Origin of the sequence: Salicibibacter cibi, assembly GCF_016495865.1 — a bacterium.
Classification (GTDB): Bacteria; Bacillota; Bacilli; order Bacillales; family Marinococcaceae; genus Salicibibacter; species Salicibibacter cibi.
Genome location: NZ_CP054706.1, coordinates 3003914 through 3020049, shown reverse-complemented (window position 1 = coordinate 3020049; position 16136 = coordinate 3003914). Strand labels below are relative to the sequence as shown.

General features: G+C 46.6%; 11 protein-coding genes. 10 read left to right on the top strand and 1 reads right to left on the bottom strand.

The window, feature by feature from the left end; all coding sequences use genetic code 11:
• The first annotated feature begins 45 nt into the window (after positions 1-45).
• The 7 genes from HUG20_RS14975 to ade all read left to right on the top strand — a co-directional run bounded on the left by HUG20_RS14975 (position 46) and on the right by ade (position 9605).
• Positions 46-1074, top strand: a complete 1029-nt coding sequence (locus HUG20_RS14975) for a glyceraldehyde-3-phosphate dehydrogenase (RefSeq protein ID WP_200085502.1) — start codon at positions 46-48, stop codon at positions 1072-1074.
• A 127-nt stretch (positions 1075-1201) separates the two neighbouring features.
• Positions 1202-1681, top strand: coding sequence for a transcriptional regulator NrdR (gene nrdR / locus HUG20_RS14970; RefSeq protein ID WP_200085501.1), 480 nt, complete (start codon positions 1202-1204; stop codon positions 1679-1681).
• A gap of 7 nt (positions 1682-1688) precedes the next feature.
• Complete coding sequence (locus HUG20_RS14965) at positions 1689-3107, top strand: replication initiation and membrane attachment family protein (RefSeq protein WP_200085500.1); 1419 nt, start codon at positions 1689-1691, stop codon at positions 3105-3107.
• A 6-nt stretch (positions 3108-3113) separates the two neighbouring features.
• The gene (gene dnaI / locus HUG20_RS14960; RefSeq protein WP_200085499.1) at positions 3114-4055 is read left to right on the top strand and encodes a primosomal protein DnaI; all 942 of its coding nucleotides are present in this window, start codon (positions 3114-3116) and stop codon (positions 4053-4055) included.
• Between the two features lie 259 nt (positions 4056-4314).
• On the top strand, positions 4315-5430 hold the full coding sequence (mqnC, locus tag HUG20_RS14955; protein ID WP_200085498.1) for a cyclic dehypoxanthinyl futalosine synthase: 1116 nt from the start codon (positions 4315-4317) through the stop codon (positions 5428-5430).
• 346 nt (positions 5431-5776) lie between these two features.
• Positions 5777-6637 (top strand): putative sporulation protein YtxC, encoded by an 861-nt coding sequence (locus HUG20_RS14950; protein ID WP_200085497.1) that lies wholly within the window; start codon positions 5777-5779, stop codon positions 6635-6637.
• A gap of 1147 nt (positions 6638-7784) precedes the next feature.
• Positions 7785-9605: an adenine deaminase gene (gene ade, locus HUG20_RS14945; protein ID WP_200085496.1), complete on the top strand. Its 1821-nt coding sequence runs from the start codon at positions 7785-7787 to the stop codon at positions 9603-9605.
• Positions 9606-9828: 223 nt separating this feature from the next.
• Here the strand turns inward: ade and HUG20_RS14940 are convergent, their stop codons facing one another.
• Positions 9829-11304: a transposase gene (locus HUG20_RS14940; RefSeq protein ID WP_200084121.1), complete on the bottom strand. Its 1476-nt coding sequence runs from the start codon at positions 11302-11304 to the stop codon at positions 9829-9831.
• 273 nt (positions 11305-11577) lie between these two features.
• Here HUG20_RS14940 and HUG20_RS14935 point away from each other — a divergent pair, with 273 nt between their 5' ends.
• The 3 genes from HUG20_RS14935 (at position 11578) to thrS (ending at position 16133) form a co-directional block, all read left to right on the top strand.
• Positions 11578-12204, top strand: a complete 627-nt coding sequence (locus HUG20_RS14935; protein ID WP_246476767.1) for a phosphate signaling complex PhoU family protein — start codon at positions 11578-11580, stop codon at positions 12202-12204.
• Between the two features lie 20 nt (positions 12205-12224).
• Positions 12225-13814: a Na/Pi cotransporter family protein gene (locus tag HUG20_RS14930; protein WP_200085494.1), complete on the top strand. Its 1590-nt coding sequence runs from the start codon at positions 12225-12227 to the stop codon at positions 13812-13814.
• Between the two features lie 381 nt (positions 13815-14195).
• Positions 14196-16133, top strand: coding sequence for a threonine--tRNA ligase (thrS, locus tag HUG20_RS14925; protein WP_200085493.1), 1938 nt, complete (start codon positions 14196-14198; stop codon positions 16131-16133).
• Positions 16134-16136: the final 3 nt, after the last annotated feature.

The following is a 16136-nucleotide window of genomic DNA, read 5'->3' as shown; positions in this document are numbered from 1 at the left end:
ATATAATGAAGCTAATTAGTATATCATTAATGGGAGGCAATCAAGATGAGTGCAACAGTGGCGATTAATGGTTTCGGCCGTATAGGGAGAATGGCATTTCGCAGGGCTTTTTTTGATGATGCATTAAACATTGTTGCTGTGAATGCGACGTATCCCCCGCAAACACTCGCGCATTTGCTCAAGCATGATACGGTTCATGGGCGATTTGAAGCGGCGGTGGAGGCCAACGATGAAGCCATTATCGTGAATGGAAAAGAAATTAAAATCGTACAATCCCGGGATCCGTTGGAGTTGCCTTGGGATGAGCTGGATATTGACGTGGTTATTGAATCCACCGGTAAATTTAAAACTAGAGAGGGCGCAGGTGCCCACTTGGAAGCAGGAGCAAAAAAAGTCGTGATCACAGCCCCCGGGAAAGATGAGGACGCGACGATCGTCATTGGCGTAAATGATGAAGATTATGACGATGAGCACCATCATATTCTTTCCAATGCCTCATGTACAACGAATTGCCTCGCACCGGTTGTTAAAACATTGGATGAAGCGTTCGGCATCGAGAGCGGTTTAATGACAACGGTCCATTCGTATACGAACGATCAAAAAAATATAGACAATCCGCATAAAGACTTGCGTCGGGCAAGGGCGTGCGGCCAATCCATTATTCCAACGACGACCGGAGCGGCTAAAGCCATTTCAAAGGTTCTGCCTCATCTTGAAGGGAAGTTGAACGGATCTTCGTTACGGGTACCGACCCCGAATGTATCTTTGGTAGACCTTGTCTGTGATTTGAAGACAGAGGTAACAGAAACAGAAGTTAATGATGCATTTCGTTCGGCAGCGAACAAAGAGATGAATGGGATTCTGGCTTATTCGGATGAGCCTTTAGTTTCCGTTGATTATAACGGAGATGATCATTCTTCGATCATTGACGCATTGTCAACGATGGTCATTAACCGTCGACAAGTAAAAGTGCTTGCCTGGTACGATAATGAATGGGGCTATGCATGCCGGGTCGTAGACCTCGTACGCCTTATTGCACAAAAAGCAGCGAAAACTTCAACGGTGAATGGATAGATCACTGTCATGAAAAGGCGTTCAACGAAGGTTGGGCGTCTTTTCATATACAAACTCCTTACTTCCAAAACAGGGAACGAAAATGATATGATAAACTATAATCAGTGGATGAAATGGAGGTTATTCGATGCGCTGTCCGGCCTGTCAAGCAAACGGTGCCCGCGTCCTCGATTCGCGTCCGCACGACGACCATAAGTCTATACGGCGTCGCAGGGAATGCGAGTCATGTTTCCATCGTTTCACAACGTTTGAAGTTGTGGAGGTTACACCGCTCATTATTGTTAAAAAAGATGGAAATCGCGAAGAGTTTAGCCGTGAAAAAATGTTGCGCGGACTTATTCGTGCTTGCGAAAAGCGGCCGGTTGCGCTTGAAAAACTGGAGGGTATTATTACAAAAGTTGAGGCCGAGTTAAGAAATGACGGAGAGGCCGAAGTGTCCAGTCACACGGTAGGTGAGCAGGTCATGAAACATTTGGCGAAAATTGACGATGTGGCGTATGTTCGTTTTGCCTCTGTTTATCGGCAATTTAAAGATATCAATGTTTTCATTAATGAATTGGAAGAACTGATCCATCAAAATGAGGAAAACGGATCCGAAAAGAGATGATGCACACATGGAAGGCTCCTGGAAGCAAGTGTTGCCTGTGGATGGTTTCCGTGTTCGTATGACACAAGATTCCAGGGCGACAGACAAACAAGTGCTTACGCAACTCTATCAGCCATTGATCGGGGCTCAAGCCGTGAATCTTTATCAAACGCTTTACCATCGTTTGACGCGCGGGGTTTATGAATGTGAAGGGACGACACATCGTGAACTCATGATTGTCACCGGCGAAAACTTGTCGACGCTTTTGGAAGCCCGCCGAAAACTCGAGGGTATCGGACTATTAAAAACATACGCATTGGCGGTGAGCGAGGACGAAGATCGGCAATTTTCTTATGAGCTTCTTCTGCCCATGTCTCCGCAAGCATTTTTTTCCGACGATGTACTTAGCGTTTTTTTATACAATCGCACGGGGAAAAACAAATACCGCCGCTTGCGTCAACAGTTTATCATCCCGGAAATGGAAGGCGACTGGTCGGAAGTGACCGCTTCCTTTAGCGATGTGTTTACCTCTCTTCACCCTTCGGAACTTATCCCAAATGCTGAGCAATGGACAGGAGAAAGCAATGAGCCTCTTGTGGCAGGTCCCGAAAGCCCTGAGGTAGCTATACAGGAGAATTTTTTTGATTTTGACCTTTTATATCAGCGATTGCCATCCTTTTTTAACCGTGAAGCACTTCTGACTTCCGATGTAAAAAAGGCAGTAAACCGGCTTGCATTTGTTTACCGTGTCGACGCCGCTTCCATGAGCCAACTTGTTCAGCAAGCGCTTGTGGGGGATGAAGAAGTGGACATTCCTCGCTTGCGTAAAAAAGTTCAGGAATGGTATCGAATGTCCTATGGACAGGCACCTCCGGCACTTGGGTTGCGTACGGATGACCCCGGCGAGATGCCGGAAAAGAGAGACGCGTCCAAAGAAGAGCCGTTGGATGAAGCGAGCGCGGCTATTCGCTACTATGAAACAACTCCCCCATTAACGCTGCTTGCAAGTTTCCCGGATAAGGAGGCAAAAGTCCCTCCCGCGGATGCGCGTTTGGCGGAATCGTTGCTTTTTGACTACCAGTTGAACCCGGGAGTGGCCAACGTGCTGATTGATTATGTGATGCGAGTGAACGACCGTAAACTCGACAGAAATCACGTGGAGAAAATCGCGGGCCACTGGTCGAGAGAAAACTTGAAAACGGTCGAAGAGGCGATGGAACTTGCCAAAAAAGAGTATAGAGGTAAGGGTGCAAAACCACAAAAAAGAACCAATACCAATACCAATACAAAAGCACAGCAACAGAAAAAGCAGAACCAGCGCACAGAACGTTTGCCGAAGTGGTTGACCGGTGAAATGGCAGAAGCAAGTGACGAAGAAAAACGAAAACGCGTCAGTGAGAAACGTGAAAAAATCCAGTCGCTTTTACAGCAGCATCGAAAGGAATGACGCAAAATGGAACCCATACAAACGTCATTGAAAAAATACATGCAAGATGCCGGCTGGGAAGACGCATTGCAGCGAGTGCAACAGACCGTACTGAATGACACGCGTGTAAATGGGTGGCTGGCTGAGAACGGCAAAGAATTACATGAAGATGCTGTTGCCCAAGGAATGACGGCATTGCTTGAATACAAGAATTCTTGGCGAAATTGTGACCATTGCCCAGGGTTGGCAAATTGTCCGAATCCGATGCCGGGCTATCAACCGGAATTATACCCTGAACATGGCCAGGTTCAAATGCGCTATCATCCTTGTCCGTTGCAAATTGCGTCGAATCGTCGCAAGCAACAAGAATCTCTTGTGAAAAGTTTGTATGTATCCGAAGAATTTAAAAAAGCAAGCTTTGAAAATATGGAAATTGATGATACGGATGACACGAGGGCGACGGCTTTGGCAACGGCTCTTGAATTTGAACGGGAGGCAAACCCCGGTGAAAATGGGCAAGGCTTGTATTTATACGGGATGTTCGGCGTCGGAAAGACGTATTTAATCGCTGCGATTGCGAATGCTCTGGCAGAGCGGAAAATCCAATCTCTGCTTGTCTATGCGCCTGAATTTTTTCGCGAAATGCGCCAAGCAGTCGGAGACGGGAATGTGAGTGAAAAAATCGACGCTGTGAAACGGGTGCAGGTGCTTATGCTCGATGACATCGGTGCGGAGACGATGTCAAATTGGATTCGCGACGATGTTCTCGGAGCGATTTTGCAATACCGAATGACTGCAAAACTGCCTACGATTTATACGTCGAATTGGGACTACGAAGAGTTGGAAAGCCATCTTTCCTATTCAAACAAAGGCGGGGAAGAGAGGATGAAAGCGAAACGCATTATGGAACGCATTCGTCCGTTCACGAAACAACTTTATCTATCGGGACGTAATCGCAGGGAGACGTAATCTGTTCGAAATTAAGAGAACTTTAAATGAGGGGCACATCGAAGGTGATCATGCTGGAAACAAGGTGCTTTTTTCATCGCGAGGATAGGAAGACCAAAATTAGGAATAATCTGGTCTTGAAGCAGCCATGGCACCTTTGAAGGGCAGCAAGTATGAAACAGAGGTATCATGAAAGACATTATCAAGTTATGAAATTCGTCATTTGTTCATATTTTATGATAGGATATGAGAGAAGACGATGATTGAAGGAGGATGCCTCATGAGCGTCGACGCGATATTGGAAAAAGCAATCGCGGGCGAACGTCTAACGATGGACGATGCCGTGGAATTATATGAAAGTGATGAGAGTGAGCTGGAAAAGATCGGTGCAGCAGCCAACGAAGTTATGAAAAAATGGCATCCGGACCCGATTACGACATTCGTGATCGGCCGTAACGTTAACCATACAAATCTTTGCGATACGTATTGCAGATTTTGTGCATTTTATCGCCCGCCCGGGCATGAAGAAGGATATGTCCTCTCCGATGAGGAAATTATGGATAAAATCCAGGGAACCGTTGATGTTGGCGGAACGGAAATTTTGATGCAAGGAGGAACGAACCCCGACCTCCCATTTAGTTACTACACAAATTTACTTAGAAAAATTAAGCAACGTTTCCCGGACATCACGATGCACTCATTTTCGCCGACGGAGATTTACAAGATGGTCGAAGTATCGGGGCTGTCCCTGGAAGAAGTGCTCCAAGAACTAAAAGACGCAGGTCTTGATTCCCTTCCCGGCGGCGGTGCGGAAATTTTAACGGAATCCAACCGCAAAAAAGTGAGCCGCTTAAAAGATTCATGGACCGAGTGGATGGACTGCATGAAACTGGCTAAAAAAACCGGCATGCATGGAACGGCCACAATGGTGATCGGATTTGGCGAATCCTATCGGGAGCGGGCATTGCACTTGCAGCGCGTGCGGGATGCCCAAGATGAGGTAAGCCCATTTTTAGCTTTTATTTCCTGGACATTCCAGCCTGATAATACCCGGATGAAAGGCGAACGAATTTCAGCGGACGGGTATTTGAAAAACGTGGCGATCTCCCGTCTATTCCTCGATAACGTACCGAATTTCCAATCGTCATGGGTAACGATGGGACCGGAAACCGGCAAGCGTTCCCTCCATTTCGGTTGCAACGATTTCGGAAGCACGATGATTGAAGAAAACGTCGTTTCGTCCGCGGGCGCCACCTATAAAGTGAACAACAACCGCGCGCTCGATATCATCCGGGAAGCAGGCAAAACCCCGGCCGTGCGGGATACGAAATATAATACGCTGCACGTATTTGCGGAAGATGAACGGGCGAAGAAAGACTTTGTGATGCAAAACTAGAATAAGAGCGATGAAAACCCCGCGAGTGACTGCCCGTGGGGATTTTTAAATGTCGCGACGAATGAAGCAGCTTATGCCTTAAGGACCCAAAAACAAAGGGAGTTTGCTTTTAACGGGGCCAAAACAGAAGAGGACGCGTGAAGTTTTGCAAGAATTGAATCCATGGTACAACTTTTGATGAAGAAAAAGACTTTGGGATCCTCCTCCACACTGCCGAAAGAGTCATGATTCATGCTTTCCGCAAAAATTTGGCATGAAACAGAAGGCCTGCCCATACACATGATAGCAGACTGAATGGCGTGTTAGATGCGGCATTGATTATTGCAGAGTTCGAGGAGGGCTTCGTTTGTTAGCAATTGAATTTACTCATGGTCATGATTGTGCACGTGTGTATGACCGTGTAAAGAGTGAGCTTTCAAGATTAACAGTATTCTCAACACTTCCCTTTCAAATGCATTTCAACCACGATGTGATTCATTGTCGATATAAGGGTTCGGACATGGAATGGGAGCATAGTGTGCGTCCTTATGTGGCTGCGGTTTTAACCGATGACATTATTCAACGATATGAAGTATCCTTCATTGAAAAACTCATCAAAGAACGATACCAATTTCGTGAACCGAATGAGCGCGAACAGGTGATGGAGCTGGCCAGAGACATGCTTGCCGGGGAGCGACCCGAAATTCCTGAAGCGAAACGGTCAGCAGAACGAAAAACGGTTTTATATCTAGCGATTCATGAGCAATTGAGCAATCGATCCGTTTTTTATTGGAACCCTTTTCTTACTTTTTGCACCGGAAATTACGAACGTTATTTACAACATCTTGCCGAAGTAGTGATTGATGAGTATCAGATGGAACAAGAATATCAAACGGTCGTCGATGAACTTCGTTCCCATGTGGAGAAAGCAACGCCTAAAATGCAGGAACTTCATCTGTGGTATGAAAACCGTGAATATTTTTGCATGGTGGATAAGGAAGGAAATGAGTGGGGGCCCAATCAAAGAATGAAATACACAGAATCAGCCCTTGTATTCGAGGAGGGATTGCAACCGACGGAGATGATTATAAGTCCGATTGCAAGCATAGCTCCCAGACGCCTCTACATTTATACTTCACAAGACGATGGGGTTATTCAAACCTTACGGGCCATTTTTCAGGAACGATTAAATGCGCGCTCGTTCGCTCAGTGGACATTTACAACATGAGATAAAGGGCTAACTAAAATCTATGGGTACCAATCCAATGGATGTATAACGCTTGGTCAGCGTTACCGGAAAGACACTGCGCTTTCCCGTAGTCTCCGTGTTTTCCCTCCGTTGGCGATGGTCATTATCCTAACGTATTCACTTTTAGGAACGATAGGTTTTGGTGAAGAGCCGATGTAGAAAAAAGGAAAAAAGAAATGACACCACATGTTTAAGGGTGGTGTTGTTTGTTTAGCAGGTAAGAAACCATGATGGCGGCAGAGTATGCCGCCATCATCTATAATGAAAACAACTCATTTAGGATTGCTGAACAACGTGTAGATATCAGCTCCAAAGCCGGGAGGTCGCTTCCATGACTTCGCTTTCCGCAGACGAACAGTCAAGCCTCCTCTCGTAAAACCGACGCTGCGGGGTCTTGGCTCGTCCGTTTTTTGGCAGGTAAGTATAAAACAACTTTCTTACCTGCATAAGTGCAACTAAGGCTTTTCGCCATAAAGTTGGCGAAAAGCCAAGTTTTCTAATCTCGCCATTGCAGTGTCATTTCTCCGTACGTTGCCGGAAGTGCAAAGGCTTTTCTGCTTATCGGATTGATTTCTTTGCATCCGGATTTGGGTGGAACAACGGAAAATCCTTATGTGCCAATCTTTTTCCGTTATTCAGCAGTCCCTAGTTACAGTTAGTAAACTGTTATCGATCACCGTTGCTTAGTGTCATTGATTTTTACCGCTGATCGGATACCATTAATACGGTTAGTGACCTTTTAATCGCCCCCCGGCTGTTCGGGTATTAATTGTATGATTAGTGACCCTTCGAGCGTATTTTTCCCTAATTTGCCGACTTTCACATATTTAATGAGGAGCAGACAAGGCCGGTATTTTTCGCTGAGCGTTTCATATTAAAAGGATAAATCAACTTTCTTGTCTGCATACGTTGTGCGAAGGCTTTCGTCCTTGGCGAAAAGTCAAGTTTTCTAAACCAAAGCGTTCATTACTTTTTTGATTATAAGTATTCCCCGGGAAATAATTGGCTTGTGGGATGGAACGGAAGGAACATTTGCAGAGAAAACCAAGATGTTCTGTTAAAATAGAGAAAAGAATCATCCGAACAGGTTTTTCGGACTTAAATCATCCAAAGGAGCGAAAATGCCATGACTGTACCCTTCCCGCGACCCACACAAGCAGATTGTATTAGAGATTTAAATGCCACGGCTCGTGGAGATCAGAGCGCTACGTTAGTAATTAAAGACGCAAGATTGGTAAACGTTGTAACAAATGAAATTTTGCCCGGAACCGATGTTGCTGTTCAAGGCACTCGAATTGCGTATGTTGGCAATAACGCCGATCATGCGATCGGGAAAAAAACGAAGGTTATTGATGCTGAAAATCGCTATTTAACACCTGGTTTTTTGGACGGGCACTGCCACATTGAAAGCAGCCAGATAAGACCGGCGCAATTTGCCCGGGCAGTTATGCCGAAAGGAACGACCGGAGGTTTTTTTGATGCCCATGAAATCACAAATGTGCTTGGGCTTGACGGGTTGAAACTGATGTTGGAGGAAGCGAGACAGACACCGTTGGCCGCGTATATGCAAGTGCCTTCATGTGTTCCGTCGACAGACGAAGATTTTGAAACCAATGGCGCTTTCATTGGTGCAAAGGAAGTCGCGGAGGCGTTCACGTGGGGTGCCGATGTCAACGCTCTTGGAGAAGTGATGAACTTCCCCGGGGTTGTTTACGGCGATGAAAAGATGCTCGCTGAAATTGAAGAAACGTTGCGTGCCGGTAGGCCGGCTGATGGGCATTATACGTGGCCGCCGGAAGATGATCGTAGACTTTCTGCATATACAGCTGCAGGTGTTAGCGGAGATCATGAAAATTCGTCAGCCGAGGACATTATTGCCCAAGTGCGTCTTGGGATGTACGCAAAATTAAGAAGAGGTTCAGCTTGGCATGATGTAGTGGAAACGATCAAAGCATTCACGGAGCACGGTTTGAATACAAGACGCATGCTTTTGGTTACGGATGATCGCAGCCCTGAATCCCTCGTTGATGAGGGGCATATGGACTTTGTCGTCCGTCATGCCATTGCTCAAGGAGTTCCGCCGGTTATCGCGATTCAAATGGCAACGATTAATACGGCTGAACGTTTTGGCGTTTCCAATGATGTCGGTATGATTGCTCCCGGAAGATTTGCAGATTTCCTTTTACTAGAAGGGACATTGGCAGATGTGAACGTTGAAATGACAATAGCGGGCGGGCAAGTCGTAGCGCAGGATGGGCAGATGATAACGGAAATTCCGGAAGTACCATTACCCGAAAAAGCTATCCATTCGGTTCATATCGGAAAAGAAATAACTGCAGACGATTTTCAGATTACTCCTCCTATACCTGAAGGTGAAAAAGTAAATGTGCGAACCATTGAAGTGAACGAGAATCAGGTGTACACGCAAGAAAAACATGTCAGCCTTTCTTGCGGAAAAAGAGATATTCTCCTTCATGGTGATCTTTGTAAAATGGCAGTCATTGAACGTCATGGACGAAACGGAAACCAAGGCCTTGGTATTTTGAAAGGGGTCGGATTCGATAAGCAGGTCGCTATGGCTTCCACCGTAGCACATGACAGTCATAATCTCATGGTGATCGGTAACGATGATGACATGATGGCGACGGCTGCCAACAAAGTAGGGCAGATGCAAGGAGGTATCGCGGTCTTAACGGAAAAAGGGGAGACAACCCTGCCTTTACCGATTGCAGGATTGATGTCAAATGCCCCTTTTGAACAAGTGGCAGAAGGATCGCGGGCGATTAGTCATGCACTGGCTGAGGCAGGTTGCACGATGAACTATGCATTTATGACACTATCGCTTCTCGCCCTCGTCGTTATTCCAGAACTTCGCTTATCGGATAAAGGATTGGTAAAAATTACGGATGGCGGTTTTGAAAAAGTACCTTTAATTGTTTCCGATTGAAGCGGGGCGCCCTTTCTATTATTTGAAATCGTATTAAACGAAGAATAGAATGAATAAAAATCGGTAGGACGGAAATAGCCTCTCGGAATTAGAAGGCGACGGGGGTGGTTCGAGGCAAGAAACGGATAGACAATAGGCCTAAAATGGTTTGAAGCATATGGAAATGAAAACCATTTTCAAAAAAGGGCATACGTGCAGAATTTTGGATGTCGTTTTTTAAAACTTAAGCAGCGGCAGGGCAGATAGTCGTTTTGAGCTGGTTCCAGTCGTCTTTTTGGCTTTCATACCAGGCGTCTATGTGTTGGCAGATCATAATGCCATAAATACGCATGTACCACATCATCGTTGATCGGTGTCGACCGGCTTCCAGTTGATAATCATTCTTCTCGCGTTTGTTTGTCCGTTCGCTTGAAGTGCGGCGTTTGTAGATGTCTTTCCACGCTTGAGAATCGCGTGGCGTTTTGGGAAACAAACGCAGGTTGTCACTTGATTTCGTGTGATAGGTCCGGCCGTATGTCGCGTCCGAACACCCGCAGGATGGCGTGCAGCGCCACTTCCTGCGATTCTGGGATTTGTCGAAGCCATTTGGTTTCATTTCACGACCGTTGGGGCAGATGGGAATGCCCTCGGGTGAAATCTGAATATCACTGTTCGTTTCGATATTCTTTTTGCTTCTGTTGTTCAAATCGATGAAAGGCTCGGTACCTTGCTTATCCAAGAGCTCATAGATAGCCTCGGCGTCATGAGCGGCATCGAGAAGCATACGATTCACGGATCCCAAGGTGTAGCGTTGGTTGAATTCAACCGCGCTCGCGACCAAACTGACGGCATCATGCCGGGATGCCGGATGCAGACGTGGATACAATGGCAGGTCATGCGGGCTGTCCGCGGCCGCTAACATATAGAGATGATAGCCGTTAAAGTACTTCTCACGGGAGCTGTCCCATCCACCGTCACAATCCGGCTGGGAATAGATGCGATGATGATGGCAGCCATAAATCCCGTTCGCGCGACAATCACAGGTCGGTTTGCTTCGCCGGTAAGCTTGCGTGACAACAGGCGTACCATCCCCGGCGACACTGAGCGCATCAGGATCTCCGATCAGGCCTAGGTCCGCAGAAACCTTTAAGATATTCTGTTCGAAAAACTGAAAAAGTGGGTCGCCGGGCAATGGTTTGACGATGTCCATATGGCGTTCCGACCATCGTGCGAAGCGTTCGACTTTACCCGGTTTGTAATTGGCTTTTTGGCCTTTCTTTCCTTTTTGGCCCTTCTTCTTGTTCTTTTTCGGTTTTTGCTTCTTGGGTTTTAAGTTTTTGGTCGCCTCGGGCCAGAGGCGCTCGATAAACTCATAGAACGTGCCAACCCCGGGGATATCATCAGGAGAAAAGCCGCTCAAGATCGCGTAAATAGGTGTGCGTTTCATTTCGTTGATCCATTGGGTGATCCCGATGCCGGGATTTGTGAACAAAAAGACGAGATAGGAACGCAACATGGAAGCCGGATCGCGGGGTTCTGGCCCTTGATCCGCATACTGCTCCATCAGTTGGCCGGTAATGCCTGAAAGGTCGGCTTGCCAACATTTGAGGATGAGCGGCCAATCCTGACTCAAATGGATAATGGAGCGTCCGTAGTGTTCCTGAAGTTGTTCAAGGACAAAGGTTTGATACGTGTCATGAGGAAAAACCGTTGGTTTCAAAAGAAAACCCCCAAAAATCGTAGTAAAGGAAAATACATTCCCTTCACCGGCGATTATGAGGGTGATTTGAAAAAGTCAAGGGCTTACAGACCCAATTATAAAAGAAATTTTCGTGATTCACATGACTGGATTTAAAATTGAAAAGATAAAAATCTCCTACCGAAGGTAGGAGGATAGCAAAATGGGTGCGACAAGGAATCCCTTGCCGCGCCAGCCTTGGCGAATGCCGAGAGGCTATGGAATTTTTAGGAGGGGGGAATCATCTTGTTTAAAATGACCAACTTTAGCAATGAAGTGGAAACGATTGAAAGAGATCTCCTCAGCATGGGTGAAGAAGTTTTGCATCAAATGGAGCAGATGAGAGATGTTTTTTTTATTCCAAATAAAGATGCAAGTGTTGTGATTCAACAAGATGCAACGATCGATGCGTTCGACCGTCAAATCCATACGTCTATCTTGCATTTAATCAGCCTTCAGCAACCTTTGCCGGAAGAATTGAGGACGTTGACAACGATGATGCGGATGGCTCGGGAGTTTGAACGTATCGGGGACCAGGTGGTCAATGTTGCCGAACTCAAAAAGGAATTGGACGTGGATGATTTACGTCCATATGTCAGCACGTTATTTGTAGATAGATATAAAGAGATGATACAGGTAAGTACGGATATGCTAACGAGAACTTTGGAAGGCATGCGCGCTCGGGCGTCTCAAACAGACAAAAGCGTGGAACAAATGGACGAGGACGTCGATGCATTATTCTTTTCCATGCAACAGCTTATTATCCGGGATATGAAAGAAACGCCGGAGCAAATCGAAAAGCTGGCGCCGCTTTTTTTGGCGATTCGTTATGTAGAGCGAATGGCGGATCATGTCGTCAATATTCAGCGTCGTAAATATTAACCGAAGGCTGAGCGAAAACAATGAACTGGATCGAAGTTAGCATCCAACTCCTCGGTGGTCTTGCCATCTTCTTATATGGGATGCATGTTGCCAGCGAGGGGTTGAGAAAGTCCTCTTCCTATCAACTGAACCTGTTTCTTCAAAAAGTAACGAAAAATCAATGGTACGGCGCCTTGGCCGGCATCGTGCTTGCTGCCATTTTACAATCGTCAACGGCAGCAACGGTGATGATCATTGGCTTTGTCAACGCCGGATTGATCAGTTTGCGCAGAGCGATGGGGGTTTTGCTCGGGTCAGCGGTGGGAACGACGCTAACCGTGCAACTCATCGCTTTCGCGATTACGGATTATGCCCTTGTATTTGTGATTCTCGGGATGCTCTTTTTTCTTTTTGATTCTAACCTTCGTTCGTATGGCTCGATTGTGTTGGGTTTTGGATTCGTTTTTTACGGTTTGGGTTTGATGACGGGGGCAATGGAACCTTTGCAGTCGAGTGAATGGTTCAGGGAATCCCTGGTGCTGATTGCCGAGTACCCATTGCTTTTTGTGCTTGTAGCGGCCGTATTTACAGGGATTATTCAAAACAGCGCGGCCACGATTGCGCTTACGCTTGCGCTCACAAGCAGCGGTTTGATTTCGTTGGAAGCCGCGGTGTATACGGTTTACGGTGCAAATCTGGGCACGGTCGTTACGGCGATGATTGCCAGCTTGAAAGCATCGAAAGACGCCCAGCGGGCAGCGATTGCCCATGCCATCTTTAAAGCCATCGGGGTTCTCGTATTCTTGCCGTTCACGAGTTTGTTTGTGCAAGCACTTCCGCTTCTGGGCGGCGACGTCGAGCGCCAGATCGCAAACGCCCATACGATTTTTAACATCGTGAACATGCTTTTGCTGCTGCCTTTTTGCAACCGTTTTGCCGATTGGATGGTCCAACTTTTGCCGGAGAAACCGGAACCGGCGAAAGATGTGAACTATATCGACCGGGATTCCGTTCAGTTTCCTTCCGTTGGGTTATTGCAAGCGCGTAAGGAATTGGAACGAGCTGCCGGAAAAATACGGAACCACATGCTTCCGTATATGATTTCGATGATTCAAGATGAAAAAATCCGAGAAGCAGTCGTTGCTGAAGAAAAAATCATCGATCATCTTTATAAAGCAATTTATCACCACTTACAACGATTGATGGAACAAAATTTGAATGACCGGGAATCGGAAGAGGCACTCAAATTGCTTTATTTTAATAATGATATGGAACGAATGGCCAATACGGTAAAGGACATGACACGAACGATCGCGAAGTTGGATCATGGCGGGAAGCGGTTAAGTGAATGGGAACGCGCCAAAGTGACTGAGCTCTATGAAGAAGTGATGAAAAGCTTTGACGATGCCATCCAAGGCTTTCGGGATCAGGATGAAGAAGTGGCCATCCGCGTCATCCACAGCAATCCGAAAATATTGCGATTGGAACGAGAGTTGCGCTACCAACATTTCTACCAAGGGGCAAGTGCGAGCAGCACTGTTAGTGTTGTGTTTTCCGATTTGATGACCAGCATGCTTCGCATTCATCAACACTCGGTGAATATTTCGCATACGTTATTGGGGATGGTTTAAGCAAATATCATTCTACTCCATTGCCAACCTAACGGCTTACGCGATTCATCAGTTGGGGCTTTTTCATCTGCCGCACTTGCATTTTCCGACAAACCTCCTTATAATGAAGCCATTGATTAAAGGCACGGAAGAGGACGCGAACGTTAGGATGAAGATCCCAGAGAGAAAAGCCGCCGGCTGAAAGCTTTTTATCGACGGTCCTGATGTTTACCACCTCGGAGCTGCAACGAAGAACGAACAGTATTCGTTGCCGTCATCCCGGGCGTTAACCGGTCCGAGCGCTTTGCACATTGGCAAGGCACGAGGGTGGAACCGCGGGTTAAGCTCGTCCCTTTTTGGGGGCGGCTTTTTTTGTTTTTCGTGCGGAAAAAGTTGAAGGAGATGAAAAAAATGCCAGAATTAACGTTTCCGGATGGATCAGTAAAGGCATTTGATGAAGGCGTTACGTTGGAAGACGTTGCGGCAGCTATTAGTCCCGGTTTAAAAAAACAGGCGGCAGCCGGAAAATTAAACGGGCAACCACTTGATTTACGTACGCCGCTTACGAACGACGGAAAGGTTGAAATTTTGACGTTTAAAGATGAGGAAGGTCTTGAAGTCTTGCGACACAGCAGCGCCCACTTATTGGCGCAAGCAGTGAAGCGGCTGTATCCCGATGCGAAATTTGGGGTGGGGCCGGTGATCGAGGATGGTTTCTATTATGATATCGAGACTGAATCGACGATTTCACCTGACGATTTGCCGAAAATCGAAAAAGAGATGCAAAAGATTATCGATGAAAATCATGAGATTATCCGCAGAGAAGTGTCGCGGGAGGAAGCAAAGAGGTTTTTTGAAGCTCAAGGCGATGAGTTGAAATTAGAGCTGCTCGATGCCATCCCCGAGGGAGAAACGGTTTCGCTATATGAACAAGGAGAGTTCGTCGACCTTTGCCGCGGTGTTCACGTTCCCGAAACAGGGAAACTGAAAAAATTTAAGCTCATGAACATTTCCGGGGCTTATTGGCGCGGGGATAGCAATAATCAAATGCTGCAACGCATTTACGGCACTGCTTTTCCGAAGCAAGGCGAATTGGATGAACATTTGCGTTTACTTGAAGAACGAAAAGAACGGGATCACCGCAAGCTCGGAAAAGAATTGGACTTGTTTACCGTCGACCAAAAAGTCGGGCAAGGGTTGCCGCTATGGCTTCCTAAAGGGGCAACGATTCGCCGCACGATTGAACGCTATATCACGGATATTGAAGAACGTCTCGGCTATGACCATGTGTATACGCCGGTGCTGGGAAGCTCCGAGCTTTATAAAACATCAGGGCATTGGGATCACTATCAGGATGATATGTTTCCGATCATGGAGATGGATAACGAAGATCTCGTATTACGTCCAATGAACTGCCCGCACCATATGATGGTTTATAAGAACGACTTGCACAGTTACCGTGAATTGCCCATTCGTATTGCTGAACTCGGGATGATGCATCGCCATGAAATGTCCGGCGCCTTGGCCGGGTTGCAGCGCGTTCGTGCCATGACGTTGAATGACGCCCATATTTTCTGCCGTCCCGATCAAATGAAAGATGAGTTTTTGCGTGTCGTTGATCTCATTCAAAATGTCTACCAAGATTTCGGGATTAACGACTACTATTTCCGGCTATCCTATCGTGATCCGGAGGACAAGGAAAAATATGTAGATAACGATGAGATGTGGGAAAAAGCACAGGTCCTGTTAAAAGCAGCGATGGATGAACACGGGACGGAGTATGTGGAAGCCGTCGGAGAAGCAGCTTTCTATGGTCCGAAGCTTGATGTTCAAGTGAAAACAGCACTCGGAAAAGATGAAACCTTATCTACCGTTCAGCTTGATTTTCACTTGCCCGAGCAAATGGATCTCACTTATATCGGCGAAGACGGCAAAGAACACCGCCCGGTCGTCATTCACCGCGGAGTTGTCTCCACAATGGAGCGTTTTGTTGCTTTTCTCATCGAAGAATACAAAGGGGCATTCCCAACATGGCTCGCGCCCGTGCAAGTACAGCTCATTCCCGTCTCCCCGGATATCCACGGCGAATATATCAACCAGGTAAAAGAAAAATTGCAATTCGCCGGCATCCGAGTGGAAGCCGATCTTCGCGATGAAAAACTTGGCTATAAAATTCGGGAAGCGCAAACGCAAAAAATCCCGTATACGCTCGTGCTCGGGGATAAAGAGATGGAAGCAAACGAAGTAAATATCCGTAAATACGGAGAGAAAGAGACGAACACCAAATCATTGGACGCATTTGTCGATCAGCTTTCTCGGGAGATCAGTGAGAGGAAGTAGCTT